Consider the following 26739-nt stretch of genomic DNA (forward strand, 5'->3'; position numbering starts at 1 on the left):
GGGGCCGGTCGCTCCATTGATCCAAGTCAACGGTCGCGCATTCTGATCGGGCGGACGGACAGGACGATGCCCTCGGCATCGCAATAAGGGGCGTCAGACCGTTCGTTGCGCGGTATTGGCTGGATCGTCGCCCAGGACGCTGTCGAGCGACCGCAGCCACTGGCCGCTGTCGGTTTTTTCCGCCAGCCCTTCGGCGCGCAGCAGGTCGCGCAGCTGCGCATGCGCGCCGACGATGCAAAAGATGACTTCGCGGGAGGCGAGTTCATCGTAGAGCTCGTGCAGCATGCGCGCGCCGGCCAGATCGATATAAGGCGAGGCCGAAAGATCGCAGGCCACCAGCCGGATGCCTGGCGACCTCCGGAGCGCGATCAGGACCGTCTCCAGGATCGTCTCGGCATTGATGTAGAGCAGCGATGCTTCGGGGCGAAATGCGATGACACCAGCCAGTGGCTCGACGTCCTCATGCCTGGCGCTGTCGGAATAGCGGCCGCTGCCGGGCAATCGGCCAAGGAACGCGACATTCGGCCGCGAGGCGCGCGCCAGCAGCAGGAAGATCGACGCAATCGCTGCCAGCAGGACGCCCTGGAGAATGCCGAGCAGCAGCACCGATCCCAAGGCAATCGCCGCCGCGTAGAAGTCGATCCGGCTGACCCGCCACATCCGCAGCAGCGCACGCACGTCCACGAGCTTATAGACCGCGGCAAAGACTATGGCTGCGAGCACGGCCTTGGGCAGGTTGGTCAAGAGACCGGTAAAGAACAGAAGGCACAGCCCGAGCGTCACGGAGCAAATCACCAGCGCCAGCGGCGTCCGTGCGCCGGCGCTGTCGTTGACGGCCGATTGCGACAGGCCGCCAGCGACGGGATAGCCATGGCCAAAGGCGGCCGCGAGGTTCGCGGCGCCGAGACCCAAAAACTCCTGCCGCACGTCGAGGGGATAGCCGTGCCTCGCGGCAAAGCTGCGGGCGGCCGAAACCCCTTCGATGTAGGCGAGCAGCACGCATCCGGCGGCGAGCGGGAAGAGATCGTCGAACTCCAGCAGCCCGAATGTCGGCAACCCCGGTGTCGGCAACCCTTCCGGTATCTTCCCGGTGACGGGCACACCGAGGGCCGGAAGGCCGAACAGCGTCGCCACCACGATCGCAAGCGCCACGATCGTGATGCCTACCGGTTTGCCCGGCAGAAACCGCTCGCCAAGCAGGAGCAGCAGCAGCGCAACTGCGCCGATCCCCAGCACGAGGACATCGACATGCCCAAGTTGCCCTGCCAGCTTGATCGCGCGGTCGAAAAAGTTGTGGCCGCCGCCGGCGACGCCGAACAGGCTCGGCAACTGGCTCATGATGATGGTGAGCCCGGCACCAGCCTTGAAGCCAACCAGAATGCTGTCGCTGACAAGGCGGACGAGCACGCTGAGCTTGAACAGCCAGGCGATGAAGCACAGCACCGCCACCGCGAAGGCCGCCAGGCTTGCGATCTGCGCATAGCGCACCGCATCCCCGCCGGCCAGCGCGCCGACGGTACCGGCGATCATCAGCGAGATCGCCGAAGTCGGGCCGATCGCGAGCTGGCGTGACGACCCGAGCAGAGCGTAGCCGATGCCGCCGAGCATATAGCCGTAGACACCTACCTGCGGCGCGAGACCGGCGAGCGCCGCATAAGCCAGCGAGACCGGGATGGCGTAAGCGGCGAGCGTCACACCGGCGACGGCGTCGAAGGGCAACCATTCGCGCCGGTAGCCGGCAAGCCAGGAGGCCGGAGGAAAGAACCGGGTCCATCCGGGTTCGGACGGCGCGCTCACCGCACCACCTCGTGATGCGGCACCTCGCACCGCAACAGCACGATCAGCAGCACGATCACGGGAACGCCGAGCGCGAGATCCGGGATGCCTTTGGTGGCAAAGGCCCCGACAGCGGCGCCAAGGCCGAACACCGCGCACAGGCCGACGAAGATGCCCGAACGGCGCAGCGTTCCCCGCGGCGCGCCTCCGGACGCAACCGCAAAAATGTTTTCGACCGCCTGGCGCATGTTGCCGGTGATCATCACCGTGCTACAGACCACACCCTCGACCTTTGTGAAGATCGCGGTCTGCATCGCGGCAACGAGCGAAATGCCGAGCGTACCGGCGATATCCGGCAGCCGATTGTGCAGAATGCCGATCGCGATCAGGAGCAGAATCTCGATCAGCGTGCTGATCGCGCTGGCCCGTTCGCCGGCAGCGCGGCGCAGCCAGGCGGCGATCACGATGCCGACCGCAAAAGCCAGCATCGGCGGCACGAAGTGAAACGCCATCGCCCAGTTGCCGGCGGTCGCATAGACCCAGAGAAAGATCAGGTTGGCGGTCTGGGCATTGGCCATCACGCCGTGGATGATCCAGGTATAGGCATCGATATAGCCGCCAGCGAAGGCGAGCAGCAGGACGATCTCGACCGTCTCATCGCGGCGCACCGCATCGGCTACGACATCCAGAGTGCTCATGCTGACAAAGCGGGCCGTCGCAGGTTCTGCATGCGCGCATAGGCGGCGCCCTGCCGCCGGCAAGGCTTGATCTGGATCAAGCATTCTCCCTTCCCCGCAAATCAAATCGACCAAAGCACCGGGGGAAATAGCGACCATGGAAACCGTCAGGTGGATCATCTCCACCGCTCCGGAAATCTTCCTGCTGCTGGCCATTGCAATCGGCTCCCTCCTCGGCCGGATCAAGATTCGCGGCTTCTCGATCGGAACGACCGCCTGTGTGCTGATCGTCGCCGTCCTGATCGGACAACTCGGAAGCTTTGCTTTTCCGCCGATCCTCAGGGCCATCCTGTTCAGCCTCTTCGTGTTCACCATAGGCTACCGCTCCGGCCCGGAATTCTTTGCTTCCTTGAGCTTTCGGACCCTGGCGCAGGTTGTCCTGGCGCTGGTGATCGGAGCCACCGGCCTCGTCATCGTGCTCGTCTTCGCTCATGTCTTCAAGCTCGATACCGGAACTGCGGCGGGGCTGACCGCCGGCGCGCTGACCCAGTCCTCGGTGATCGGCACCGCGTCGGGCGCGCTGGCGCAACTCGGCCTGCCGAAGGCGGCGCTGGAGCAGCAGGAGGCCAATATCGCGGCCGGCTATGCCGTGACCTACGTGCTCGGCTACATCCTGACGCTGTTGTTCGTCCCGTTCGTCGCACCCATCCTGATGCGGGTCGATCTCAAGGCGGAGGCGGCGAAGCTCGAAGCCGAGCTGGCCGGCGGCGCGCCACCGAAGACCGAAAACCTGTCCTATCGCAAATTCCAGGCGCGCGCCTATCGCGTCTCGACCGGCGCGGGCTCCACGATCGCGGCTATCGAAGCCGAGATCGGCAGCCGCACTGTCGTGGAGCGGATCGTCCGCGCCGGGGCAGACATCAAGCCGCAGCATGACATCAGGCTCGAAGCCGGCGACGATGTCGTGATTGCCGGCCCCACCACGGCAATCGTGGCGGCCAAGCCCCTCCTCGGCGTCGAAATCGACGCGGGCGAACTCCTGCGCAACCTGCCCGGCAACGTGACCGAGGTCCTCGTGGAAAACCGCAAGCTGCACGGCCGTTCGATCCGCGACATCGCCGAGCGGCTCGGCGAAGATGCGCGCGGCGTGTTCCTGCGCTCTCTGACCCGCATGGGCCGCGAGGTGCCGCTCGGCCCCGACACGCGCGTCTATATCGGCGACGTCATGACGCTGGTCGGCAGCACCGGCAATATTGCGCGGGCGACGACGCAGGTCGGACACGCCCTCAACGCGTCCGACCGGACCGATATTGCTTTCCTCACCGCAGGCATTGCCGTCGGTCTGTTGGCCGGCCTTGCAAGTTTCAAAGTCGGTGCCGTCGCGCTGACGCTCGGCGGCGGAGGTGGCGCGCTGATCTCCGGCCTCGTCTGCGGCTGGCTGCGGTCGCGAAACCCGACCATGGGCGCGCTGCCACCGGCGGCGCAACAGACGCTGAGCGATCTGGGGCTTGGCGGCTTCATCGCGGCGATTGGGCTCGGCAACGGCCTCGCCGCCTGGACAGCCATTCAGGCGCATGGGCTCCTGCTGGTCGGCATGGGCATCGTCGTCACGCTGATCCCGCTGACGGCCGGGACCCTGTTCGCCCGCTACGTACTCCGCATGAACCCGGTCGTGACCTGCGGCGCGCTCGCCGGTGCCATGACGGTCGACGCCGCCGTGACAGGCGCGTGCGACGTCGCCGAGAGCAAGACGCCGGTGCTCGGTGTCGCGGTGCCCTACGCGGTCGGCAACGTGTTGCTGACGGTGCTGGGCCCGATCGTCGTTGCCGCTACGTATACGGGTTGAAGGAGATCGCGATGCGCTCGCTTCTGGCTGTAACGCTCCGATCCCTGGCGACCACCCTGCTCGTTCTGGCCTCGTTCTCTGCCCCAACGCGGGCTGAGGACGAGGTCCGACTCCAAGAGGAGATCTGGGCCTTGCCGCTGCCGCTGCCGATGTTCGCCTATCTGGTGCGCCCGGTCGGCGACGGCCCTTTCCCTCTGGTGATCATGAACCACGGCGTCTCTCTCAATCCAACCGACCGGAGCTTCTTCCCGCTAGTGGAATTCCGCGACGCTGCAAAGTGGTTCGCCAAGCGCGGCTATCTCGTGGTCGCACCGGTCGGCAGCGGCTATGGCGCCGCAGCCATCGACATTCCCGAGCGCGCGCTCTATGGGCCATTCTTTTCCAAGGTCGGAAAGTGCACGAACCCCAACTTCCATGACGCGGGCCTCGCAGTCGCCAAGGTCGATCTCTGGATCATCGACTACATGGCCGCCGAGAAACGGATCATTCCAAAGGACGTGATCGTGGTCGGCCAGTCCGCCGGAGGTTGGGCTTCCATCGCTTTGTCCAGCGTGAATCCACCACAGGTGAAGGCCATCATCACCTTCGCCGCCGGCCGCGGCGGGCGGGTCGGCGGCAAGCCGAATAACAATTGCGCACCCGACAAGCTGGTCGAGGCGACCGCGGATTTCGGCAGCACGTCGCGGGTGCCGATGCTGTGGATCTACATCGAGAACGACACGTTTTTCGGCCCCGATCTGTCGAAGCGCATGCATGCAGCATTCACGGCGGCAGGCGGCCGCGCCGAATATCATCTGATGCCGCCGTTCGGCGGCGAGGGCCATTTCTTCATCGGCTCGCCGGACGCGATCCCGCTGTGGTCGCCGCTGGTGGCGAAGTTCCTCGACGCGCAGAAATAGAGTTCAGGTTCGGAGGCACATCATGCCAAGTCCCCGCAATTGTCTCTCTGGCCTGCTGGTCGTCGCGGTCGCCGGAAGCGCGACATGTGCCGGCATCGCCGCGCCGAAATCCGCGCAGGCCGACAAACCCGCCGAGGTCGCGACACGCGGCCAGCGCGAGGCAAAGGACATCGTCTACGGTGACTGGCAGAAGCTCTGCTTCAAGGCAGGCGGTGCGCCGACGCTGTGCCGAACCTCGATCACCGGCAAGTTTCCAACCGGCCAGACGGCTGTGCGCGTGGACCTGATCGAGCGCGAAGGCACTCCCTCGGCAAGGCTGCAGCTCTTCGTGCCCGTCGGCATGTACCTGCAACAGCCGGCGAAGCTGACCGTCGACCAGGGCAGCCCCCTCCGCATCCCCTACAGCTGGTGCCTGACCAACGCCTGCATTGCGGCCGACGTCGCGCCTCCCGCGATCATCAAGGAGATGGAGTCAGGGAAGACACTTGCCCTCGAGGTCATCGATTCAAACCTTCTGGCATTGACGACCTCGGTGCCGCTGGCGCAGTTCGCGTCCGTCCACAAGGGCGCACCGGCCAGGACGCTGGAGCAATATGTCGACGAATGAGCGGCCATGCTGCGTTACGCAGCCGACGCACGCGCCACCGACTCGATCAGGGACTCCGCCGTGAACGGCTTGACCAGATAGGCAATGCATCCGGAGGCGACCGCGGCGGCGCGGTTCGCCGAGCTGTCATTTCCCGTGATGTAGATTACCGGCGCGGTGACGCCCTCCTCTGCCAGTTGCCGGCGCAGGTCGATGCCGGACCTTCCGTTCAGGTCGATATCGAGGACGATGCAGATCGCCTTGTCGAAGCTGCCGTGATGGAGCAAGGCTCCTGCGGAATCGAAGAGCGTCGCGGCAAAGCCATACTCGCGGAGCAGCCTGTTCACGCTGGTCCGGATGGACTCATCGTCATCGACGACAAAAACAGAGTCCCGCTCTGGCAAGGAGGTCCCCTTCGAGACGAATGACTGATCACGGCAGCGCTGGCGCCATATTGAATTTGCCTGGTCTACTTACGTGTCAGGCGAACCGCCGCATCCGCTGCCCTGCATGGCAGCACCGCACCAACGAATTTCATATTGTCTCTTGGGGAAGTCACACGGCGGAAACTGTGCCGTGACGACAAATCAGCTAATCGTCGCTCGTATCGAGCATTCCAAGCCGTTCCGCGATCGAAACGAGCTCCGCGAGCGAACGAACCTGCATCTTCTCCATCACCTGGTGGCGGTGCGCCTTCACGGTGCGCTCGGTGGTTCCAAGCTCATGCGCGATCTGCTTGTTGATCCTGCCGCGGACGATGAGATCGAACACCTGACGCTCGCGATGCGTTAATGCGGCGAGGTGAATGCGGAAGGTCTCGAGCCTCCCGCGATGCGCCTGCGCGGTGTGCTGGCGCACCATCGCGCGCTCGATCGCAGCGATCAACTGCTCGGAGGACACCGGCTTGGTCAGGAAATCCTCCGCGCCGGCCTTGATAGCCTGCACCGTGGTTGGCGTGTCGGCGTGTCCGGTCAGGAATATGATTGGCAGCGTCGAGCCCGACGCGACCAAGCGGGTCTGCAAGTCGGGGCCGCTCAGCCCCGGTATCCACACGTCGAGCAGGATGCATCCCGGCTGCGCGTCGTCAGGCGCCGCATCCAGCAAATCCTGCGCCGACGCGTAGGTCGCAACGTCGTAGCCAGCGAGCTTCAATCGGCGCGCGATCGCCGTCCGGAAGGAATCGTCGTCGTCCACCACGTGAACAAGGCCGGGCACGCATCACCTCTTGCTGAATTCCGACAACTTCTCAATCCGCGCAACAAACTCCCAACGGCCGTTCACGCTGTCCCTTGGTACAATGAACCTTGGGACAATGGATGAGAATGCCGCCTTAGTCGTAAATCAACTTCAGCGGGAGTGGGACGGCGCGGCGCATTCCCGGCGGCGAGAGTTTTCGTCCGACAGACCAATTCGGCGATGAGCTGAGGAGTTGGCCCATGTTCGTTCGCATCACAGCGGATTCGACGCCGCGTCCCAACTCCCTTCGTGACCTCGGCATGACCAGCGATTCAAATGCGCTCGTCAGTTTAAGCCAATTTACCTATAAAAAGGGCAGCGAAATCTATGGGGAGAGAGAGCCCGCCGAATATGTCTACCAAGTGACGTCTGGTGCGGTGCGAAGCTACAAGCTGCTGTCGGACGGCCGCAGGCAGATTGGCGCCTTTCACCTCGCCGGCGACATTTTCGGCCTGGAGAACGGCAACGAGCACCGCTTCACCACGGAAGCGATCGTCGACACCACGGTGCGCCTGGTCAGGCGGCAAAGCCTCGAAATGGTGGCCGAAAGCGATGCGATGGTGGCCAGAAACCTCCTCAGCATGACCACGAACAACCTCCAGCATGCGGAGGACCACATGCTGTTGCTGGGACGCAAGACCTCGCTGGAGCGGGTCGCGGCGTTCCTGCTCGAGATGGACGGGCGGTTGACGGCGTCCGGCGTCATGGCGCTGCCGATGTCGCGGCGCGATATCGCCGATTACCTCGGCCTGACGCTGGAGACCGTATCCCGCGCGCTGTCACGGCTCCATGAGCTCGGCGCCCTCGGCTTCGTCGGTAACACCCAGCGTCAGATCGTGCTGCTGGATCGGCACCAGCTTGCAAGCCTCGACCTGCAGCCTTGAGCGGGCCGACACCGGCGAATGGCACAAACTGCACATCACACCGGTACCGTCCGATGCTAGCCTCTTCCGATGTGGAACGAGACCGCATTTCGGATCGCAGTCGTTTTGTTCGGGACGCTGCCGGTGGCGTTCACGGCCATGATCCTTTTCCTGGGGTGAGCCCGGCTCTGGCCGAAGCCGCCATCGGTATCAGGATCATTTAAGGCCAGGCGCCTGGGTTACGCCGAGGTGCTCGAGAGTCTTGCGCAAGACCTCGAACAGGATGGCGGCCGACCAGCCGAACAGCAGGACACCATTCATAGCCGTCAACGGGCCGATGAGGCGCCATTCGCGCACCGGCGTGATATCGCCGTAGCCGAGCGTGGTGTAGTTGACGAAGGCGAAATAGAGCGCATCACTGCCCGGTGCGGCGGCCTGAACGACTTCATACATCAGAGCCCACACCAGAACCTCCAGCGTATGCGCGACCTGCAACACCACGGCTGTCGCGACCATGACACCCATCAGGTGCGCTCTCGGTCTCCTGGTTTGCCGCAAGCCCGCGCCGCGGGCGATCCCGACGGCGACGATGGTCACCAGCGCATGGATTCCGATATTGATCACGCTGACCAGCGTACCGACGAGGAATTGAAGAAGCATCGCGCGCCGCCAATCCTTTTCAGCTTTCCGGGAAGCTGCCTCAACGCGACGGCCCGTTCAACAAGAGCGCCAACGTGTGCCGCGCGATGGTCAATTCATCGTCGGACGGGAGCACGTAGAGAGGGATACGACTATCGCGGCGCGAGATCAGCCGTGCGTTATGGGCGTTGGCCTTCGCATCCAGGATAGCACCGAGCCAGCTCAGCCTTTCGGCGATGCGCGCACGGATCGCCGTCGAGCCTTGGCCGATCGCGCCGGTGAAAACGAAGGCGTCGAGCCCCTCCAGCGCGGCCGCAAGCAGGCCGGCGTTGAGGCCGGCGCAGTAGGCGAGGTGCTCGACGGCCTGTTCTGCTCGCAGAAAACGAGCAGCCGCACCGTCATCACCCGGATTGGTGAACAGAAATGCGTCGCCGGGATCGATTTCGCCTGCGGAATAGTCCGATGGCGATGCGCCAAAAGCATAGAATCCATTCGTGCTTTCGACGCTGCGGCCTTCCTTCAGCGCGCACATCGAGCTGGTGTCGTCGAGGCACGCAACGATCACGCGGCGCGCGGCAATCTCGGGGGCCTCAAGCGTCAGAGCTCGTGCGATCGACTCGTAGCAAAGACCGTGAGCCCCGTAACGCCTTGCGTCACCTGCGCAGAGTTGATGAGCAATAGGATAGCCGCCGCTCTCCACCACCTTGCCAAGATGGAATGCAGTATCGAAGCAGGCGACTTGCGGTAGCGCCGGATGATTGGCCTGCATGATACGGATTGGCGCAAGATTATACGGTTGAAGCAGCGGCGCGAGTGCAATCAGCCGTTCCAGACGCGCCATCACGACATCATCGATCAGGGCCGGTCGGGCGTCATCCGGTCCTCCCTGAGCGACGCGATGTCCCACGGCCAGCGGCTGGATTCCCAATTCGTCCCGCAGCCAGCTATCGACAACCGCGCATGCCGCCGGGATGTCATCGACGTCGTCGTTCTGATAGGTGCGGTGCGCCAACGGATCGCCGTTCGCTCTGCTCGCCCTGAGGCGCGGATGGCGGCCGAGCCCGTCAAGCCGTCCCTTGATTTGCCGTTCCAGCCTCCCCTCGCCTCGTACGGAGAAGAGCTGGAAGTTCACGCTTCCTGCATTCGCATCGATGGCAAGGATCGCATCCATGGCGGTCAGTCGACAGCCGTCATCGCCGGGGACGTTTGCCCGAATGCGCAATCCCGCTGCGACGTTTGATGGGCCATCGACATGCCTGAGGTCAGATCTGCCTACGCCCAATCAGGGCGCATCGGGAGTCGAGAGGATTGACTTAGGTCAAAGGTGATGCGTGCGGAGATTCAGGTCTCTTCCGGCCTTTTCGGCGCAGCGGCGCGGTCGTTCCGGATCCAGGCCGCCGCGAGTTCCCAGGCGACCGACAGGATGATCGGCCCGATGAAGAGGCCGATGATTCCGTGCGCGAGCGTTCCGCCGATCACCCCGATCAGGATCACGATCGTCGGCGTGGTCAGGCCGCGCCCCATGACGATGGGTTTCAGGATGTTGTCGAGGATGCCGACGGCGCCGAGGAAGACGGTCAGGAGCACCGCGGTGGTCACGTCCTTGTCCATCCAGATCCAGATAACCACGGGGAAGAGAACGAGGAAGGGGCCGATCTGAACGATCGACAGCAACAGGACGAGGAATGCCAGCAGGCCGGCACTCGGGACGCCTGCGAGCTTGAAGCCGATGCCGGCCAGTAGCGACTGCACGATTGCGACACCGATGATGCCCTGCGACACCGCGCGGATGGTCGCGCCGGCGAGTTCCAGAAAATGCTCGCTCTGCTCCGGTACGACCCGGAACAGGAAGCCGCGCACCGCGTCGACGAGCTGCGGACCGTAGGGAAAGAGGAAGCCGGCGACGAATACCGACAGCAGGAACTGGAGCGTGCCGACACCGGCATCACCGGCGAGCGACAGCATCATCCCGGCTAGCGGTTTCAGATACGGCATCACCTCGCTCAGCACCGCGCGAATATTGCTGTTGGCCTGGGTCCAGACATCGTAGAGCTGGGGGCCGATCAGCGGCCAGCTCTTGATCTGTTCGGGCGCCTCCGTAAGCGTGAGATCGCCGCTGCTGATCTGGCCCGCGAGATCCTTGATGCCGTCGACTGCGCTCATGCCGAGCCAAGCCGCAGGACCAATGACGATGCCCAGCGTAACCAGCGTAAGAATGAAAGCGGCGGTGCGCGGGCGGCCCCCGAGGCGTTTGGCGAGCCAGCCGAAGACTGGATAGAACGCCACCGCGAGCACCGCACTCCAGGCCAGGATTGGCACGAAGGGGCGGATGATCAGGAAAGTCCACAGGATCAGCAGCGCCAGCAATCCGAGCCGGATCACGAGCTGGATGACTCCGTCGATGGACCGATGCTGGCGAAGAGTGTTCAAGGCCTGTGTCCGGGCAGCGCTCCTGCTGGAAGCCTAGCGGCCCCTATCCCACGGCGGGCTTGATACAGATCAATGGCGCGCCCAATGCTCGCGCCAATACACGCTAGTCTACGACGAGCACGTCATCGACCTGTGTCATCGGATCTGCGCGCTGCAGCGCTCGGACGAGATAGGCTTTGGTCTGCCGCCTGAAATCAAACAGCCCTAGGCCACGCCGCGGAGTCCCCCAGCGGAACAGGCTCGTCTTCCATCTAGTGCCTGGGATTGAGGGCATCATTCAAGCCGTCACCCATCAGGTTGAAGCCGATGACGAGCGCAATGATCGCGAGGCCGGGCCAGAAGGCCATCCATGGCGCCTCGCCGAGAAATTGCCTGGCAACGTCAAGCATGGCGCCCCATGAGGGGGCCGGAGGAAGCTGGCCAAGCCCCAGAAAGGCCAGGCTCGCCTCGGCGAGAACTGCGATCGCCATGGTCAGCGTCGCCTGCACAATCGTCGGCGCAAGCACGTTCGGCAGCACCTGTCCGGTCAGGATGGCGAGATGGCCGAGGCCCTGGGACCGGGCCGCGGCGATGTAATCCTCGGTGCAGACAACCAGCGTCTCGGCACGCACAACACGAACGAACACCGGCACGGCGGAAATGCCGATGGCAATCATCGCATTTTGCAGGCTGGGGCCCAGGAACGCGGCGAGCGCAATCGCCAGCACCAGAAAGGGGCAAGCGAGCAGCGCATCGGCGAAGCGCGAGATCACCATGTCGGTGAGGCCGCCGAAATAGCCGGCCATGAGACCAAACGGAAGGCCGATCAGCACCGCGACCGTCACGGAGACGATGCCGGCGGAAAGCGAGGCTTGCGTGCCGAAGATCACGCGCGACAGCACGTCCCGACCGAGATCGTCGGTGCCGAACCAATGTGCCGCACCGGGTGCCGCGCGAATCGCCATCCAGTCCGGCGAGTTTGGATCGTACGGCGCAATCCACGAGGCAAACACCGCCAGCACGACGAAGAACAGGATGATTGTCGCCCCGATGACGGCGGATGGTTCGCGCAACAGGCGACGAATTTCCGAAGGAGCGGCGGCGCGTGCCTGACTTGCGACCGGCACCGTCTCAATCGAGCTCATGATCTGAGCCTCGGATTGAGCAGCACATACGCCACGTCGGCAATCAGGCTCATCAGGAGGAATACGGCTGCTGTGCAGAGCACGACCGCCTGAACCACGGCATAATCGCGGCTGAACACGCCGTCGACGACCATCTTGCCGAACCCTGGGATGGAAAAGACCTGCTCCGTCAACACCGCGCCGGCCAGCAGTTCGCCAAATTGCAGTGTGCCCAGCGTGACCACGGGAATCAGCGCGTTCGGCAGCGCATGACGCAGCACGATGGTGCTTTCGCGGACGCCCTTCGCGCGGGCGGTGCGCACGTAGTCCTGCTTCATCGCCTCGATCATCGCGCCGCGGACATGGCGCATCATGATCGCAGCGGTGCCCGTGCCGAGCACCAAAGCGGGCATCAGCATCGAAAGCAGGTTGCCTCCCACGCTCTCGGACGGCGGAACGAAACCTCCGGCCGGAAGCCAGCCGAGATTCACCGAGAACAGAAGGATCAGCATGATCCCCAGCCAGAAATGCGGGATCGACAGTCCGGCAAGCCCGAACAGACTAGCGCCGTAGTCGAAGGGCGTCCCGCGCCCCAGCGCCGCGAAGATCCCGATCGGCAACCCGACGAGCAGCGCGACCAGCATCGACAGCATCGCGAGCTCAGCGGTCACCGGCAATTTTTCCGCCAGCATGGTGCCGATCGGCAATCGGGTGCGTACCGACGTGCCGAAGTCACCGTGCACCAGGGCTTTCAGCCAGACGGCGTATTGCACCGGGATCGGATCATTGAAGCGATACTTCTGCCGAAGATATTCAACGACTTCGGGATTACGCTCTTCTCCGGCGAGCGCCAGCGCAGGATCGCCGGGCAGCAGTTTCTGCAGACCGAACACCATCATCGACACCAGCAACAGGGTCGGCAGCAGGACGGCAAGCCGGCGCAGAAGCAAGCTCTTCATCGGGGCAGACTGGTCCTCACCAGGGCGAGCGCATCGGCGGGCGCGAGGCGTTGCGCATCAATTCACAGGCCTGACACCGACCAGACGCAACAGACCGTCCGGCACCATGACGATGCCGCTGACCGATTTGCGGGCCGCAAAGAACCAGTTCGGGTGATGGAGGGGAATCGACGAGAGCGCCGTCAGGTAAATGTCCGTCGCTTTGGCGTAGAGTGCCTTGCGCTTGGCTTCGTCAGCCTCGCCCCGGGCCTGGTTCAGGATCGCATCGAGATCCTTGTTGCAGTACTTGTTGACGTTCTGGGAGCCCGCGCAACTGAAAAAGGCGACCAGCGTCGGGTCCGGGTCAGCGCGGCCGCTCCAGTTGCCGATATAGGCTTCGAAATTGCCGTTCATGTAGCGCTCGATGGCCGTGGTCGTTTCCATGGGCAGCAGCTTGACGTCGAAACCGGCCTCGCCCGCCATCGACTGTATGATCTGTGCGACCCGGGAATCGCCGGCCGTATTCTCGTACTGGATCTCGACCGGCACGCGAGTCATCCCGGCGGCGGCAATCATTGCCTTGGCCTTGGCAACATCGCGAGCCGGCGCCTTGCGCGCGCTATCGTAGAACGGAGACGACGGCGGGATCATCTGGTTATCCGCCAGGAACTCGCCGTTGAAGGCAACGCGGTTGATGACATTGCGATCGATCGCCAGCTCAAAGGCCTGACGCAGCGCCGAGTTCTTGCCGAGTGGCGTATCGGCCTTCGCGCCCGCACCGACATTGAACATCAGATGCGAGACGGCAAGTCCCTGGCCGGAATGCAGGGCGAGGTTGGGATCGTCGCGTACCGTCTTGAGATCGGTCGGCGCGATACGCTCCGCGAGATCGAGATCGCCCGCCCGGACACGCGACAACCGCACGGTCGAGTCGGGAACATAGTAGTAGACGACCTCGTCATAGCCGACCCGTGCAGCGTTCCAGTAGCCGGGATATTTCTTGACGCGAATGAGGTCGCGCGACTTGCGCTCGGCAAATTGATACGGACCGGCACAGACCGGCGCGGCTGCAAATTCCCCAGCTTTCTCCGTGGCGGCCTTGGGCGAGACCATCATGCCGGCACGATCGCTGAGATTGGCAAGCAGCGGCACGAACGGCTCCGACAGGTTGAACTTCACCTTGTCCGCGGCAAGCGCTTCGACGCTCGCGACCGGCGCCAGCTCGGCCTTGCGCTTGGAATCCGGCATCGTCTTCATGCGCTCGATATTGAACTTGACTGCCGCTGCATCGAACGCGGTGCCATCGTGGAACGTGACGTTCTGGCGCAGCGTAAAGGTGATCGACTTGCCGTCCGCGGACCACTCCCATGCCTCCGCCAGCTGCGGCACGATCTTGAGGTCGGGGGAGATATCGACAAGCTTGTCGCACAGCGCCGCAAACACGAAGCGACCGGAGTAAGTGCCGCTGAGTGCCGGGTCGAGCGCATCGGGATCGTCCTGAATGCCGACTCGCAATGTCGCGGCACTCGCCGAGACCAGGCCCGATGCGATCATCAGAATTGCCGCCAACGCCGTGCCCGTCCGCTTCATACGGAATTCCTTTCGTCGCACGCCTATCCCAAGGCTTCCAAGGCTCTGCTGTTGAAGGTCAAGACAAGCACGACTGAACCTATTTGTAAATGTCTCGAACAAATCATGGAACTAAATTACAATACATCGCTTTCGAGAGCGCAAAATCCTCGCTCCGCACCCCTTGACGACAGATCAAGCGAAGTATTAGTTCGGTATATTGACTAATTGGATTGAGGCCCATGCCAGACGCCCCCTCATCGCCCGTTGCGCGACAGCAATCCGTGCGCCTTGTGGTCGAGCGCCTGCTGCGCGATCGCTCGGTATCGCGCGCCGAAATCGCCCGCAGCACGGGCCTGTCCAAGCAGACCATCTCCGAAGTGATGCGTGATCTCGAGCGCGACGGCTGGGTCCATGAGGACGGTCAAATCCAGGGCAGCGTGGGGCGAAGCGCCGTCACCTATGCGCTCCGGCCGGACGCCGCCTTCGTGTTGGGTATCGACCTCGGCGGCACGAAACTGCACGTCGCACTTGCCGATCTGCACGGTGAGATCGTCGCCGAGAGCATCGAACCGACATCCTGCGACGGCGGCGCTGCCGTGGTCGCACAGATCGATCGCATGAAGGATGCCCTGCTTCAGCGTGCGTCCGTATCGGCGCAACGTTTGCGCGGCGGCGTGATGGGAAGTCCGGGAATGGTCGACCCAGCGTCGGGCAGCATCGTCATCGCGCCCAATATCCCCGGACTGGATAGCCTGGACGTGAGGGCCGCGCTGCGCGAACGGCTCGGAATCGACGTCGCCATCGAAAATGACGTCAATCTCGCCGCAATCGGGGAGCATTGGCGCGGCAACAGCCGCAAGGCGCGCAGTTTCGCCTTCATCGCAGTCGGCACCGGCATTGGCATGGGCATCTTTTCGGACGGTTATCTCGTGCGTGGTGCACGCGGGGCGGCCGGCGAGATTGCCTACCTGCCGCTTGGGGGCGATCCCTACGATGCGCGTGGCCTTCGGTTCGGCACCCTGGAAACCGCGATCGGCAGCGCCGGCATTGTCGAACGCTACATCGCGCTCGGCGGCGCGCCCGGCAGTACCGTGCGCGATGTCTTCGATCGGCTCGCGGTCGAGGAGGCGGCACGAGTGACGATCGACGAGGTTGGCCGGATCCTCACGACCGCGATCCTGGCGGTGCACAGCATCCTCGATTCGGAAATCATCATCATGGGCGGCAGCATCGGCGCGCGGCCCGAGTTGAAGGTCCGGATCGATGAACATCTGGGACGCTGCATGCGCGAGCCTGTTCGTATCGAGCTCAGCGCGCTCGGCAATCGCGCTACGCTGATCGGCGCGATCGGAAGCGCGATCGACCTCGTGCATCGCTCGTTGTTTGGCATCGGCAAGGATGCGGGCCCGCTGGCTCTTCCTTTCACGGCAGCAGATGTCGCGGCATGAAGGAGCAGGCGCCGAGAATCGAAGTTGTCGGTAATGCCGCCGCCGTCGCGGAACGCGCAGCCGCGCTCGTCATCGCGCGGCTGCACGATCGGCGGCCGGTTACCCTCGGTCTTGCGACCGGAGCGACAATGGCGCCGCTCTATGCCCGCCTTGTCGCCGCGACCCGCGCCGGCCTCATCTCATTCCGAACGGTGTCGAGTTTCAACCTCGATGAATATGTGGGCGTCGCCCCCCAATCGCCCGGAAGCTTCCATGCCTACATGCAGCAGCATTTGTTCGGGCATGTGGATATGGAAGCCGGTCGGGCAAGGATCCCCGATGGCACGGCCGACGACGTCGCCGCCGAGGCCGCGCGCTATGAGGCGCAGATTGCGGCTGCCGGGGGCATCGACCTCCTGCTCCTCGGCATCGGCGCCAACGGCCATATCGGCTTCAATGAGCCAGGTTCGGATTTCGCCTCACGTACCCGCGAGGTCAGACTCGACGAAGCAACCCGCATCGCCAATGCCATCAATTTTCCCGATCCGGCGTCGGTTCCCGAACGTGCGATCACAATGGGCATAGCAACAATCCTGGAGGCTCGGAGCATCCTCCTGATCGCCAGGGGGCCGGAGAAAGCAGCCGCGGTCGCAGCCGCGATCGAGGGTCCGATCGCAGCAGCTTGTCCGGCCTCGGCGCTCCGCCTGCACGGCAACGTCGATATCCTTTGCGATGAACCGGCTGCCGCAGCCCTCGCCACGCGGCCCCATAACAACAATCGGAGAAGGGCATGAGCTGGGGACAGCGCGATTTCATGGTGCCGGGGCGCTCGCTGGCGGTCGGCGACCGGGGCATGGCCGCGACCTCTCATCCGGCTGTCACGCTCGCTGCGGTCGAGATCCTGCGCAGTGGCGGCAATGCAGTCGATGCCGCCATTGCCGCGATCGCCCTTCAGGGTGTCATTGATCCGCATATGACCGGCATCGGCGGCGACTGCTTTGCGATCTATGCTCCTGCCTCCGGCAAACCCGTCGCTGTCAACGGCTCGGGCCGAGCGCCGGCGAAGGCGGAACCCGGCTGGTTTCGGCAACGCGGGCTGGCGTCGATCCCGGACGATTCACCCCATGCAGTCACAGTTCCGGGTGCGGTCGATGCCTGGTGCCGCCTCTCTGGCGACTATGGTTCAAAAGGCCTTGACGAGGTTCTGGCGCCGGCGATCCGCGCGGCCGAGACCGGCTTTGTGGTGACGCCCCGCGCCGCGCTGGATTGGGCACGCTACGCCGATCGCATCGAACGACATCAGACTGGCGTACCGGTCTATCTGCCCGGTGGCGCCGCGCCCGTCGTCGGCAGCAAGCTCAATCATCCCGCACTTGGCGCGACGCTGCGCCGGATCGCACGCGAGGGCCGCGCCGCGTTTTACGAAGGTGCCGTCGCCGAAGAAATCGTCGCGACATTGAAGGCGCTGGGCGGATTGATGCAGCTTGAAGATCTCGCAAGTGCCCGATCGGAGTACGTCGAGCCGATCAGCGCCGACTACCGCGATCATCAAATCCTGCAATGTCCACCTAACGGACAGGGCGTCGCGGCGCTGCTGATCGCCCGCATCCTTGCCGGCTTCGACATGGCCAATCCGGCGCTCGGCGAGGTGGATCGCATTCACCTCCTTGCCGAGGCAACCAAGGCGGCCTACCGGCAGCGTGACGCGCTGGTCGCTGATCCGGCATTCCGTCCGCTCGATGTCGACTCGCTACTCTCGGAGGCATCAGTCGCGGCATTGCGCTCCTCCATCGACCTGAAGCGTGCCAGCGCATCAGCAGATTTTGACATGCCTGTTCATCGTGACACGGCTTACGTTGCAGTCGCCGATCGCGACGGCAACATGGTATCTTTCATCAATTCGCTTTTCTTCGCGTTCGGCAGCGGCATCTACGCTCCTCGCGCTGGCGTGCTATTGCAGAACCGGGGTTCGGGATTCTCCCTTCTCGAAGGACATCCCAATGCGATTGCGCCGCGAAAACGTCCCTTTCACACCATCATTCCGGGTCTGCTGGCGAAGCATGGCAAGCCGATCATGGCCTTTGGCGTGATGGGTGGACAATACCAGGCGGCGGGACATATGCAGATCCTGAGCGGCGTGCTCGATCGTGGGCTCGACATTCAGCAGTCCTCGGATGCGCCGCGCAGCTTTGCGTTTGATGGCACGCTGAGCCTCGAACCCACGATTCCCGGCTCCGTCGCCGACGAATTGATTGCGCGCGGTCATCGCGTGATCTGGGCGGACGAACCGCTCGGAGGTTGTCAGGCCGTGCACGTCGATCATTCCAGGGGCGTCATTCTCGGCGCGTCGGACCATCGCAAGGACGGCATTGCACTGGCGGCGTGACCAGGATGAGAATGACGTGATGTCGGATCGGGCAGCATGAGCGAGACAACAGAGGCGATCCTGTCGATCGAACGGCTGACGCTGGCGCTGCCCGCCGGCGGGGATCGCGCATCTGCCGTCGAGGATGTTTCGCTTGCTCTGCATCCGCGACAAATTCTCTGCGTCGTCGGTGAATCCGGCTCCGGTAAATCGGTCTGCGCCTCTGCTGTCATGGGCCTGCTGCCCAGGGCCATTCGCCCGGTTGCAGGGGCCATACACTTTGAGGGACGCGATTTGCTGAACCTCCCCGCAGCAGAATGGCGGACGTTGCGCGGGCGACGCATTGCGATGATCTTCCAGGAACCGATGACAGCGCTCAATCCTGTGATCAGGATCGGCGACCAGATCATGGAAGCGTTCGAGGCGCACGGACAATTCACGCCAACTGAGCGGCAAACCCACTTGCGCGCCCTCCTCGAAGAGGTAGGCATGCGCGACCTCGAGCGGATCATCCATAGCTACCCGCATCAGTTGTCGGGTGGCCAGCGTCAGCGTGCCATGATCGCAATGGCCCTTGCGCTCGAACCATCGATCCTGGTCGCGGACGAACCAACCACGGCACTCGACGTCACGACACAGGCGCAGATCCTTCGGTTGATCCGGGACATTCAGCAGCGGCGCGGCATGGCGGTGCTGTTCATCACCCATGATTTCGGCGTCGTCGCCGACATCGCGGACCGCGTCGCGGTCATGGAGAAGGGTCGCGTCGTCGAACAGGGGTCCGTGGAGGACGTGCTCGAACGCCCGCAGCATCCCTATACGCGTCGGCTGCTCGCCGCGGTGCCCGGCGGGACCCCGCCGGTCCGGGTCCGGGTCGAGGACGAACCGATCGCCTGCGCCGCGACCGGACTTGCGAAGATCTATCGTGGCAGCGACTGGTTCAGCTCGCAGACCGAGGTCGCAGCCGTAAAGAATGTGACCTTCGAAATCCGGCGCGGCGAGACGCTCGGCCTCGTTGGAGAGTCCGGCTCGGGCAAGAGCACGATCGGTCGGCTGGTGATGCGTCTCACCGACGCCGATGCCGGTGTGGTCCGTATCGGCGAACTGGATTTCTCCGAGGCTCGCGGTGCCGGCCTGCGGGCCGCCCGCAAGCACGTCCAAATGGTGTTCCAGGATCCCTTCGCCTCGCTCAATCCGCGTCGCCGCGTCGGGCGAATTATCGCCGACGGACCGATCGCGCACGGCGTCCCGCCGGCGCAGGCCTTCGCACGTGCCGAGGAACTGCTGGCACTCGTGGGACTCGACCCGAGCGCCGCGCGACGCTTTCCGCATGAATTCTCCGGAGGGCAACGCCAGCGGATCGGAATTGCGCGCGCGCTGGCGCTCGACCCAGAGGTGCTGGTGGCCGACGAACCGGTGTCGGCACTCGACGTCTCTGTCCAGGCGCAGGTGCTCACCTTGCTCGAGACGTTGAAGGCGCGGCTGCGGCTGGCGGTGCTGTTCATCACCCACGATCTCAACGTCGCGGCCCAGGTCTGCGACAGGATCGCAGTGATGCGCCTCGGAGAAATCGTCGAGATCAGGCCGACGGCAGATCTACTGACACGGCCGGAGCATCCCTACACGCAGGCACTGCTGGCCGCGATCCCGGGCAGGCAACGCAGGACGCCCACGTCGGTCTGAACCACCACATTTTCATTGAAGGAGGTCTCTGACATGCAGAAGCTCACGGAACTTCCAATGCTGCGCATCGGCCTTGTCGGCAGCGGCTTCATCGCCGCGTTCCATCTGCAGTCCATGCTCGGCGTGCGCAACGTCAGCGTCGGCGGCGTCTACAGCCGTTCCGCCGAGCGACGGACGCGCATCGCCGACAAGGCGCGCAATCTTGGCCTTGGGCCGGCGCATGTGTTTGACAGCATCGAGGCGATGGCAATGTCCGGCGAGGTCGACGCGCTTTGGCTGTTGACGCCGAACGACAGCCGTCTCGACATCATGCGCGAGATCCACCGCGTGACCAAGGCCGGGGCTCCCCTGCGCGCCATCGCCTGCGAAAAGCCACTCGCCCGCACGCTTGCCGAAGCACGGGAGATGCGCAGGCTCGTCGAAGATGCAGGCCTGCTTCACGGTTATCTGGAGAACCAGCTTTTCTCGACCGCGGTGATGCGCGGCAAGGACATCATCTGGCGCCGAGCCGTACCCGGAAGTGGACGCCCCTATCTCGCGCGTGCCGCCGAGGAGCATTCAGGACCGCACGAGCCGTGGTTCTGGCAAGGCGACAAACAAGGAGGGGGCGTGCTCTCCGACATGATGTGCCATTCAGTCGAGGTCGCACGCTTCATGCTGACCGCGCCAGGCGCAAAGCGCGACTCCCTACGGCTGCTCAGTGCCAGCGCCACGACGGCCAATCTCAAATGGACGCGCCCCCACTACGCTGCCGACCTCAAGAGGCGAATGGGGGTCGATTTCACCAAACGTCCGGTCGAAGATTTCGCGCGCGGGATACTTACGATGGAAGATACCGACGGGTATCAATTGATGATCGAGGCGACAACCTCATGGGCGTATGTCGGCGCGGGCCTGCGCATCCAGCTTGAATTGCTTGGTCCCGAATATTCGATGGAGTTCTCCTCGCTCTCGACTGGCCTCAAGGTCTTCCTTTCCCGCGCGATCAGCGGATCAGAGGGCGAAGACCTCGTCGAGAAGCAGAATTCCGAGCAAGGTCTGATGCCGGTCGTCGAGGACGAAGCCGGCATCTACGGCTACACCGACGAGAACCGCCATATGGTGGAGGCATTCAGGCGAGGCATGAGTCCGGCAGAAACCTTCGATGACGGGGTCGGCGTCATGGAAATGCTTATGGGGCTCTATCGCTCCGCGGAGCTTGGCCGAACGATCCATTTCCCCGATCCCGAACTCGAACACTATGTTCCTCTCGTGGCGCGCTGACGGCGTGAAGCCTTGTCCTCCAGGCTGACGAGTCGAGATCACCGACGAGAAGCTCGGCTTCAACATCGCGTCTTCCCGAGGATGGCGCGCTGCTATTTCGCCAAGCGGAACTTCCCGCCCTCGACCTTGATCAAAAAGGCTGAGCGTTCATCATAGCCGTTGTGGTCGGTCTTGCTCATGTTCGACAGCCCGTTGTTGAGATAGACGTTCTCCCCGCGCTCGAGTTCGTCCCGCAGAGCTGCACGAAACTCGGGCGTACCCGGCTTCGTCGTCTTCAGCGCGTTCGGAGCAGCTTTCCCGATCAGCGCGACGACATCCCAGAGGTGAGCCGCGAACATATTGGGCTTCTGACCGTTCACCGCCTCATAGGCGGTCACGAACTGCTCCGTCGCGTGACGGAACGGATCTCCCGCCGGAAGATCGGCCGCAACGGTAAAGGCCTCGCCGGCGAAAATAGCGCCTTCGACGGTCGCGCCTCCGAGCTTGATGAACTCCTCGCTGGCTACGCCATGCGTCTGAAAGATCTTTCCGGTGTATCCGCGCTCACGGAGCGCCTGTTGCGGCAGGACCGCCGGGGTGCCTGCGGAAGCAATGAAGACGGCGTCAGGATTCGTTGACATCACCTTCAACGCCTGGCCGGTGACGCTGGTGTCCGCACGCGCGTAGACTTCATGTGTCGTCACCGTCAGGCCCAGGGTCGGCGCAAGGCGGCTCACCTCTTTATAGTAACCTTCGCCATACCCATCCGAAACACCGATAAAGCCAAGCGTCTTCGCGCCGGATTTCGCGATGTATTTGAGAATGGCGCTCGCCATCAGGTCATCGTTGGGGACGACCTTGAAGGCCCACGCCCGTTTGTCGTCCAGCGGCTGAACGATGGCGGTGGCGGCCGCAAGCGATAGCAGCGGCGTCTTCGACTCCAGCGCGACGTCGAGCATCGGCATGGTCACCGGCGTCAGAGAAGACCCGACCAGCACGTCGACCTTGTCCTGGATCACGAGCCGGCGCGCGTTCTGGATCCCTTTGGTGGAGTCAGACTCGTCGTCCAGGATGATGTAGGTCACCTTCTCTCCGCCGATCTCTTTTGGCAGAGCCGCGACAGTCTTGAGCTGGGGTTGCCCCAGCGCAGATCCCGGGCCGGTGGCCGAAATCACAATTCCGACTTTGATTTCCGCGCGCGCCGCGTATCCATAAAGTGCACAGGCCACAACAAGACAAACTCGCGTGAAACCGATCGTCATGCAGCTCCTCCCTGTCCGCCCCAGTGCTTCGGCCGGTTGCATCGGCCCCCGCGGGCGGCATCAAGGACCCGGAGGAGATCGTCCGATGTTCAGGCCCTGTCCCGGGCTTACGAGCAACCAGGCGAGCGACCCTAAGCGGATCGCAGGGCCGTGTCTGTCCCTATGCCTAGGGACAAGGACCAGCGTCTCAAGCCAGGCGCCGGCCCAAGCCGCAGGAGTACGGTTCGTTGCGTATGTTTTGCTTCGGACTATTGGCCTAACAGCTTCCTGATACCTGTCAAACCGGCACGCAGGAACGGATCTGAGTGGATGTAGAAATATTTGACGCCGCGCTCAAGCCGCTCGGCGCGATACGAGCGCGGCGTGCCTCGATCAGGCAGAATGGGTACGCGACCTTACCAATGGTCCATGCCTGCGGCCGCCGGATGCGGTCAAGCTATCGGCCCGACGTGCGATCGGGCTACTCAGCCGAGGCGATCATCGATGTAGCGCCTGAGCGCGGACGCGGCATTCAGCATGTGCGCACGCATTCGGCGCGCGGCGGTCTCTCCGTCACCTTCCGCGATCGCCTGCATGATGGCGTCATGCTCGTCGCGGGACTTGCGAATGCGATCGCCCTGCCGCAATTGGGTGCGGCGGAAGGCGCTGAGCCGCGAACGCACGTCCTGCGCCTGCTCGGCGAGAAACGAGTTGTGCGTTGCGCGGTAGATGCATTCGTGGAATTCCCGGTTGAACGCGTCATAGGCGTCGACATCGTTCGCCTCGACCATCTTGAGCGAAGCGTCATGGAGCTCGATCAGATGGCTGCGCTCGAGTGGCGTCATGCGGTAGGTCGCGAGCCTGACGCACATGGCTTCCACCTCGGCGCTGGTCTCGAACATGTCCATGATGCGCTCCGGCGTCATCCGCGCAACGACGAGGCCGCGGCGGCCGCGCACCTCGACGAGGCCGCTGACCACGAGCTGGCGAAGCGCCTCCCGCACCGGCGTGCGGGAAGCTCCAAAACGATCGGCAAGCTGCTGCTCTTCCAGGGCCGAACCGGCGACAAGTGCACCCGAGGCAATCTCGTCCGTGAGCGCGTTCCGGATGCGATCGGAGAGCAGCCCGCCATCGTCCTCCGCGTCGACTGCGACCTTCAATACTTCTGCCATTCAGCCTCCCGTGATCGCGCGCACCGCGAAGTAAAGGATCGAGGGTGCGACCAGGCATCCGAGCCCGGTGTGGAATGTCGCCGTCAGCGCACCGTAGGGCACCAGACGCCGGTCCGTCGCCGCCAACCCTCCAGACACGCCGCTGACCGTTCCCATCAAGCCGCCAAACACCATCGCGCTACGCGGATTGTTCAGGCCGATCATCTTCGCCACAAAGGGCGTGCCGATCATGACGATCACCGCCTTGAATACACCGGTCGCGATCGAGAGCGCAATAACCGGTGAGGATGCACCGATCGCCGCGCCCGTGACCGGGCCCACGATGTAGGTGACCGCTCCGGCGCCGATCGTCGTCAGCGATTCCGCGTCAGTGTAGCCAAACGCCGCGGCGACGAACACGCCGAGAATGAACGGCACCACCGTTCCCAGTCCGAGTGCGACCGCACCGATCACCCCGGCCTTGCGCGCATGGACGACATCGACCTCGAAGGCGGTGGCGACGATGGCGAAATCGCGCAGCATCGCTCCGCCCATCAGGCCGATCCCGGCCAGGGCCGGCAGGTCGGCCACGCCCTTCTCGCCGCCGGTGGAGATGCCTCCCCAAAAGGCCAGCGCGAGGCCCAGCATGATCGCAATCGCCGAGGCGTGAATGCGCCCGAAGGTGAGATATTTCGAGATCGCCCCGGAGATCCACATCAGGATTCCGACGGCCGCGAACGCGGTGATCAGCGCATTGGCGGCGAGAATGTGAGACGTCATGGTCATCCGATCCTCCCGGACTTGAAGTGGGGCACAGGTGCAGCGAGCGCCTCGGCCTCTCGCGCCTCGATCTCGTCCATGGTCTCGACACGACCGCTGAACCGCCCGATCAGGGCCACCATCGCGAAACACACCGCGACCGCGCCGATCCCCGCAATGACGACGATCGGACCGCCTTTTGCCGCGGCGACCACGTTCTGCTGCGCGGCCATGGCGACCACGATCGGAATGTAGAAGCTGCCCCAGAACTCGACGCCGGTCTTGAGCCCGTGGCTGAGTATGCCGTGCCGCACCAGCCAGAGCCGGGCCGCGATCAAGAACATCATGGCGATGCCCACGCCGCCAACATTGGCCTTCACACCGAGGGCGACGCCGAGCAGGTCCCCCAGCAGGCCCCCTAAGAGGGTGCAGATCGCGAGCAGCGCTACGCCGGAAATGGTCACGGGCGCCTCCCCTCGGCGAGCAAGGCACGACCCCCAGGACTTGGACTATCTGCATGCATTCGCATCGTAAATTCCCTCCTGTGTATGCGAATATCCATCGCTTATGAGTTTGTGTATACACTAATTGACATTGGAGGGCAATACGCATACATTAAGGCCCTCGAAAGCCAACCCCGCATGCCAAGGAGCCGAAATGAGCGATTGGGGTATGCAAAAGGCCGCCCTGGCGGAGCGCCTGGCGGCCGGCGGCCAGCACGCGAAGGGCAAGATGGTGCCCATTGCGAACCTGCCTGCATTCCTGAGGGCGGTGATCCGGTCAGGGGACCGGGTGTGCCTGGAGGGCGATAATCAGAAGCAGGCCGACATCCTCGCCTCGGCGCTCGCGAACCTCGACCCCCAGGATGTCCATGACCTGCACATGGTGCAGTCGGGGGTGGTCCTGCCCGCCCACCTCGACATCTTCGACAAGGGAATCGCGCGACGGCTCGACTTCTCCTATTCGGGGCCGCAAGCGGCCCGCATCGCGCGCATGCTGTTCGGCCGCAAGATCGAGCTCGGGGCCGTGCACACATACCTCGAGCTGTTCGCCCGGTATTTCATCGATCTCACGCCGAACGTCGCACTCATCGCGGCGGTGAGCGCCGACAAGGACGGCAATCTCTATACGGGGCCGAACACCGAAGACACGCCGACGGTGGTCGAGGCGACGAGCTACAAGAACGGTCTCGTCGTGGCGCAGGTCACCGAAATCGTCGACAAGGTGCCGCGCGTCGATATTCCCGGCGACCTCGTGCATTTCGTGGTCGAGGCCGGCCGCCCCTTCTATGTCGAGCCGCTCTTCACCCGCGACCCGGCCGCGATCACCGAGACCCAGATCCTGACGGCAATGCTCGCGATCAAGGGCATCTACGCGCCCTACGGCGTGCGCCGGCTCAACCATGGCATCGGCTTCAACACCGCCGCGATCGAGCTGCTGCTGCCGACTTATGGCGAAAGGCTCGGCCTCAAGGGCAAGATCTGCACCCATTTCGCGCTCAATCCGCATCCCACGATCATTCCGGCGATCGAATCCGGCTGGGTCGACCAGATCCACTGTTTCGGCTCGGAAGTCGGCATGGAGGATTACGTCGCGGCGCGTTCCGATGTCTTCTTCACGGGTCCCGACGGCTCGCTGCGATCGAACCGCGCCTTCTGCCAGACAGCGGGCCTCTATGCCTGCGACATGTTCATCGGATCGACGCTCCAGATCGACCTCGAGGGCCACAGCTCGACGGTGACGACCAGCCGCATCGCCGGCTTCGGCGGTGCGCCTAACATGGGCTCCGACCCGCGCGGCCGGCGCCACCCGAGCGAACCCTGGCTCAAGGCCGGCGCCGAAGCCGATCCCGACTCCAACGCGGCGCTGCGCCGCGGCCGCAAGCTGGTGGTGCAGATCGGCGAAACCTTCGGCGAGCGCAATGCCCCGCTGTTCGTCGAGCGGCTCGATGCGCTCGATCTGGCGCGCGAGCTCAAGCTCGGTCTCGCGCCCGTCATGGTCTACTCGGACGACGTCACCCACATCGTCACCGAGGAAGGCATTGCCAACCTGCTGATGTGCCGTAGCAAGGACGAGCGCGAGCAGGCGATCCGCGGCGTTGCCGGCTACACCGACATCGGACGCGCGCGTGATGCGAAACTGGTCGAACAGCTCAGGCAGCGCGGCGTGATCCAGCGCCCCGAGGATCTCGGCATCGATCCGCTCGACGCCGACCGGCGCCTGCTGGCGGCCCGCTCGATCAAGGACCTCATGCTGGCCTCCGGCGGTCTCTACCGCCCGCCCAGCCGCTTTCGCAATTGGTGAGG

General features: G+C 63.9%; 24 protein-coding genes. 10 read left to right on the forward strand and 14 right to left on the reverse strand.

All coding sequences use genetic code 11. The features are described 5' to 3' along the window. Window positions 1–93: 93 nt before the first annotated feature. Together ABIA90_RS35480 and ABIA90_RS35485 are read right to left on the reverse strand one after the other, a co-directional pair. A complete protein-coding gene (locus tag ABIA90_RS35480; protein ID WP_354120316.1) occupies window positions 94–1797 on the reverse strand; it encodes a SulP family inorganic anion transporter in 1704 nt (567 codons plus the stop codon). Next, a complete protein-coding gene (locus ABIA90_RS35485; RefSeq protein WP_354120315.1) occupies window positions 1794–2474 on the reverse strand; it encodes a YoaK family protein in 681 nt (226 codons plus the stop codon). Before ABIA90_RS35485 ends, ABIA90_RS35480 begins: the two co-directional genes overlap by 4 nt. 136 nt (window positions 2475–2610) lie before the next feature. Between ABIA90_RS35485 and ABIA90_RS35490 the strand changes: the two genes are divergently transcribed. Genes ABIA90_RS35490 through ABIA90_RS35500 form a run of 3 tightly spaced genes read left to right on the forward strand, consistent with a single transcriptional unit; the run spans window position 2611 to window position 5805 of the window. Continuing rightward, window positions 2611–4299 carry an aspartate:alanine exchanger family transporter gene (locus ABIA90_RS35490; RefSeq protein WP_354120314.1) on the forward strand — a complete coding sequence of 563 codons (1689 nt, stop codon included), beginning with the start codon at window positions 2611–2613 and terminating at the stop codon, window positions 4297–4299. Window positions 4300–4310: 11 nt separating this feature from the next. Beyond that, the gene (locus ABIA90_RS35495) at window positions 4311–5198 is read left to right on the forward strand and encodes an alpha/beta hydrolase family protein (RefSeq protein ID WP_166343357.1); all 888 of its coding nucleotides are present in this window, start codon (window positions 4311–4313) and stop codon (window positions 5196–5198) included. A 22-nt stretch (window positions 5199–5220) separates the two neighbouring features. After that, window positions 5221–5805: an invasion associated locus B family protein gene (locus tag ABIA90_RS35500; protein ID WP_166343359.1), complete on the forward strand. Its 585-nt coding sequence runs from the start codon at window positions 5221–5223 to the stop codon at window positions 5803–5805. Window positions 5806–5819: 14 nt separating this feature from the next. Here ABIA90_RS35500 and ABIA90_RS35505 read toward each other — a convergent pair whose 3' ends face one another. Both ABIA90_RS35505 and ABIA90_RS35510 read right to left on the reverse strand, forming a co-directional pair. Continuing rightward, window positions 5820–6188, reverse strand: a complete 369-nt coding sequence (locus ABIA90_RS35505) for a response regulator transcription factor (RefSeq protein WP_166343361.1) — start codon at window positions 6186–6188, stop codon at window positions 5820–5822. A gap of 187 nt (window positions 6189–6375) precedes the next feature. Further along, window positions 6376–6999 carry a response regulator transcription factor gene (locus ABIA90_RS35510; protein ID WP_247303629.1) on the reverse strand — a complete coding sequence of 208 codons (624 nt, stop codon included), beginning with the start codon at window positions 6997–6999 and terminating at the stop codon, window positions 6376–6378. A 221-nt stretch (window positions 7000–7220) separates the two neighbouring features. Between ABIA90_RS35510 and ABIA90_RS35515 the strand changes: the two genes are divergently transcribed. After that, entirely contained in the window at window positions 7221–7904 is a 684-nt protein-coding gene (locus ABIA90_RS35515; protein ID WP_166100662.1) for a helix-turn-helix domain-containing protein, read from the forward strand. Between the two features lie 195 nt (window positions 7905–8099). Here the strand turns inward: ABIA90_RS35515 and ABIA90_RS35520 are convergent, their stop codons facing one another. From ABIA90_RS35520 to ABIA90_RS35545, 6 genes are all read right to left on the reverse strand, one after another. Next, on the reverse strand, window positions 8100–8543 hold the full coding sequence (locus ABIA90_RS35520; RefSeq protein WP_063981851.1) for a potassium channel family protein: 444 nt from the start codon (window positions 8541–8543) through the stop codon (window positions 8100–8102). Between the two features lie 40 nt (window positions 8544–8583). Further along, window positions 8584–9693: an acetate kinase gene (locus tag ABIA90_RS35525; protein ID WP_166343365.1), complete on the reverse strand. Its 1110-nt coding sequence runs from the start codon at window positions 9691–9693 to the stop codon at window positions 8584–8586. A 170-nt stretch (window positions 9694–9863) separates the two neighbouring features. After that, window positions 9864–10952 carry an AI-2E family transporter gene (locus tag ABIA90_RS35530; RefSeq protein WP_354120313.1) on the reverse strand — a complete coding sequence of 363 codons (1089 nt, stop codon included), beginning with the start codon at window positions 10950–10952 and terminating at the stop codon, window positions 9864–9866. Window positions 10953–11203: 251 nt separating this feature from the next. Next, window positions 11204–12076, reverse strand: a complete 873-nt coding sequence (locus tag ABIA90_RS35535) for an ABC transporter permease (RefSeq protein ID WP_354120312.1) — start codon at window positions 12074–12076, stop codon at window positions 11204–11206. After that, complete coding sequence (locus ABIA90_RS35540) at window positions 12073–13014, reverse strand: ABC transporter permease (protein WP_028149199.1); 942 nt, start codon at window positions 13012–13014, stop codon at window positions 12073–12075. Before ABIA90_RS35540 ends, ABIA90_RS35535 begins: the two co-directional genes overlap by 4 nt. A gap of 57 nt (window positions 13015–13071) precedes the next feature. Further along, window positions 13072–14583, reverse strand: a complete 1512-nt coding sequence (locus ABIA90_RS35545) for an ABC transporter substrate-binding protein (RefSeq protein WP_354120311.1) — start codon at window positions 14581–14583, stop codon at window positions 13072–13074. A gap of 221 nt (window positions 14584–14804) precedes the next feature. Here ABIA90_RS35545 and ABIA90_RS35550 point away from each other — a divergent pair, with 221 nt between their 5' ends. The 5 genes from ABIA90_RS35550 to ABIA90_RS35570 are packed head-to-tail and all read left to right on the forward strand — an operon-like array spanning window position 14805 to window position 21303. Next, on the forward strand, window positions 14805–16013 hold the full coding sequence (locus ABIA90_RS35550) for an ROK family transcriptional regulator (RefSeq protein WP_071911424.1): 1209 nt from the start codon (window positions 14805–14807) through the stop codon (window positions 16011–16013). Beyond that, window positions 16010–16786: a glucosamine-6-phosphate deaminase gene (gene nagB, locus ABIA90_RS35555; protein WP_354120310.1), complete on the forward strand. Its 777-nt coding sequence runs from the start codon at window positions 16010–16012 to the stop codon at window positions 16784–16786. The genes ABIA90_RS35550 and nagB overlap by 4 nt, the downstream gene beginning before the upstream one ends. Beyond that, window positions 16783–18378, forward strand: a complete 1596-nt coding sequence (gene ggt, locus ABIA90_RS35560) for a gamma-glutamyltransferase (RefSeq protein ID WP_354120309.1) — start codon at window positions 16783–16785, stop codon at window positions 18376–18378. Before nagB ends, ggt begins: the two co-directional genes overlap by 4 nt. Window positions 18379–18414: 36 nt before the next feature. Then, complete coding sequence (locus tag ABIA90_RS35565) at window positions 18415–20040, forward strand: ABC transporter ATP-binding protein (RefSeq protein ID WP_354120308.1); 1626 nt, start codon at window positions 18415–18417, stop codon at window positions 20038–20040. A 33-nt stretch (window positions 20041–20073) separates the two neighbouring features. After that, complete coding sequence (locus ABIA90_RS35570; RefSeq protein ID WP_354120307.1) at window positions 20074–21303, forward strand: Gfo/Idh/MocA family protein; 1230 nt, start codon at window positions 20074–20076, stop codon at window positions 21301–21303. Between the two features lie 92 nt (window positions 21304–21395). Here the strand turns inward: ABIA90_RS35570 and ABIA90_RS35575 are convergent, their stop codons facing one another. From ABIA90_RS35575 to madL, 4 genes are all read right to left on the reverse strand, one after another. Then, entirely contained in the window at window positions 21396–22544 is a 1149-nt protein-coding gene (locus ABIA90_RS35575; RefSeq protein WP_354120306.1) for an ABC transporter substrate-binding protein, read from the reverse strand. Between the two features lie 464 nt (window positions 22545–23008). Then, window positions 23009–23695 carry a GntR family transcriptional regulator gene (locus ABIA90_RS35580; RefSeq protein WP_085402438.1) on the reverse strand — a complete coding sequence of 229 codons (687 nt, stop codon included), beginning with the start codon at window positions 23693–23695 and terminating at the stop codon, window positions 23009–23011. Next, window positions 23696–24460: a malonate transporter subunit MadM gene (gene madM / locus ABIA90_RS35585; RefSeq protein WP_354120305.1), complete on the reverse strand. Its 765-nt coding sequence runs from the start codon at window positions 24458–24460 to the stop codon at window positions 23696–23698. It lies immediately after the preceding gene. Then, complete coding sequence (madL, locus tag ABIA90_RS35590) at window positions 24457–24897, reverse strand: malonate transporter subunit MadL (protein WP_028149209.1); 441 nt, start codon at window positions 24895–24897, stop codon at window positions 24457–24459. Before madL ends, madM begins: the two co-directional genes overlap by 4 nt. Window positions 24898–25090: 193 nt before the next feature. On the opposite strand from madL, the gene mdcA reads away from it, so the two are divergent. Next, window positions 25091–26737 (forward strand): malonate decarboxylase subunit alpha, encoded by a 1647-nt coding sequence (gene mdcA, locus ABIA90_RS35595; RefSeq protein WP_354120304.1) that lies wholly within the window; start codon window positions 25091–25093, stop codon window positions 26735–26737. The last annotated feature ends 2 nt before the right edge of the window (window positions 26738–26739 follow it).

The organism is Bradyrhizobium sp. LA6.8, assembly GCF_040547935.1.
Classification (GTDB): Bacteria; Pseudomonadota; Alphaproteobacteria; order Rhizobiales; family Xanthobacteraceae; genus Bradyrhizobium; species Bradyrhizobium barranii.

What these genes read in the sequence shown, in the direction of transcription:
- ABIA90_RS35565 (WP_354120308.1), top strand. Translation starts at nt 18,415, where the DNA reads ATGAGCGAGACAACAGAGGCGATCCTGTCGATCGAACGGCTGACGCTG.
- ABIA90_RS35525 (WP_166343365.1), bottom strand. Translation starts at nt 9,693, where the DNA reads ATGGATGCGATCCTTGCCATCGATGCGAATGCAGGAAGCGTGAACTTC.
- ABIA90_RS35490 (WP_354120314.1), top strand. Translation starts at nt 2,611, where the DNA reads ATGGAAACCGTCAGGTGGATCATCTCCACCGCTCCGGAAATCTTCCTG.
- ABIA90_RS35545 (WP_354120311.1), bottom strand. Translation starts at nt 14,583, where the DNA reads ATGAAGCGGACGGGCACGGCGTTGGCGGCAATTCTGATGATCGCATCG.
- mdcA (WP_354120304.1), top strand. Translation starts at nt 25,091, where the DNA reads ATGAGCGATTGGGGTATGCAAAAGGCCGCCCTGGCGGAGCGCCTGGCG.
- madM (WP_354120305.1), bottom strand. Translation starts at nt 24,460, where the DNA reads ATGACCATGACGTCTCACATTCTCGCCGCCAATGCGCTGATCACCGCG.
- ABIA90_RS35520 (WP_063981851.1), bottom strand. Translation starts at nt 8,543, where the DNA reads ATGCTTCTTCAATTCCTCGTCGGTACGCTGGTCAGCGTGATCAATATC.
- ABIA90_RS35540 (WP_028149199.1), bottom strand. Translation starts at nt 13,014, where the DNA reads ATGAAGAGCTTGCTTCTGCGCCGGCTTGCCGTCCTGCTGCCGACCCTG.
- ABIA90_RS35515 (WP_166100662.1), top strand. Translation starts at nt 7,221, where the DNA reads ATGTTCGTTCGCATCACAGCGGATTCGACGCCGCGTCCCAACTCCCTT.
- ABIA90_RS35570 (WP_354120307.1), top strand. Translation starts at nt 20,074, where the DNA reads ATGCAGAAGCTCACGGAACTTCCAATGCTGCGCATCGGCCTTGTCGGC.
- ggt (WP_354120309.1), top strand. Translation starts at nt 16,783, where the DNA reads ATGAGCTGGGGACAGCGCGATTTCATGGTGCCGGGGCGCTCGCTGGCG.
- ABIA90_RS35550 (WP_071911424.1), top strand. Translation starts at nt 14,805, where the DNA reads ATGCCAGACGCCCCCTCATCGCCCGTTGCGCGACAGCAATCCGTGCGC.
- ABIA90_RS35580 (WP_085402438.1), bottom strand. Translation starts at nt 23,695, where the DNA reads ATGGCAGAAGTATTGAAGGTCGCAGTCGACGCGGAGGACGATGGCGGG.
- ABIA90_RS35500 (WP_166343359.1), top strand. Translation starts at nt 5,221, where the DNA reads ATGCCAAGTCCCCGCAATTGTCTCTCTGGCCTGCTGGTCGTCGCGGTC.
- nagB (WP_354120310.1), top strand. Translation starts at nt 16,010, where the DNA reads ATGAAGGAGCAGGCGCCGAGAATCGAAGTTGTCGGTAATGCCGCCGCC.
- ABIA90_RS35575 (WP_354120306.1), bottom strand. Translation starts at nt 22,544, where the DNA reads ATGACGATCGGTTTCACGCGAGTTTGTCTTGTTGTGGCCTGTGCACTT.
- ABIA90_RS35495 (WP_166343357.1), top strand. Translation starts at nt 4,311, where the DNA reads ATGCGCTCGCTTCTGGCTGTAACGCTCCGATCCCTGGCGACCACCCTG.
- ABIA90_RS35485 (WP_354120315.1), bottom strand. Translation starts at nt 2,474, where the DNA reads ATGAGCACTCTGGATGTCGTAGCCGATGCGGTGCGCCGCGATGAGACG.
- ABIA90_RS35535 (WP_354120312.1), bottom strand. Translation starts at nt 12,076, where the DNA reads ATGAGCTCGATTGAGACGGTGCCGGTCGCAAGTCAGGCACGCGCCGCC.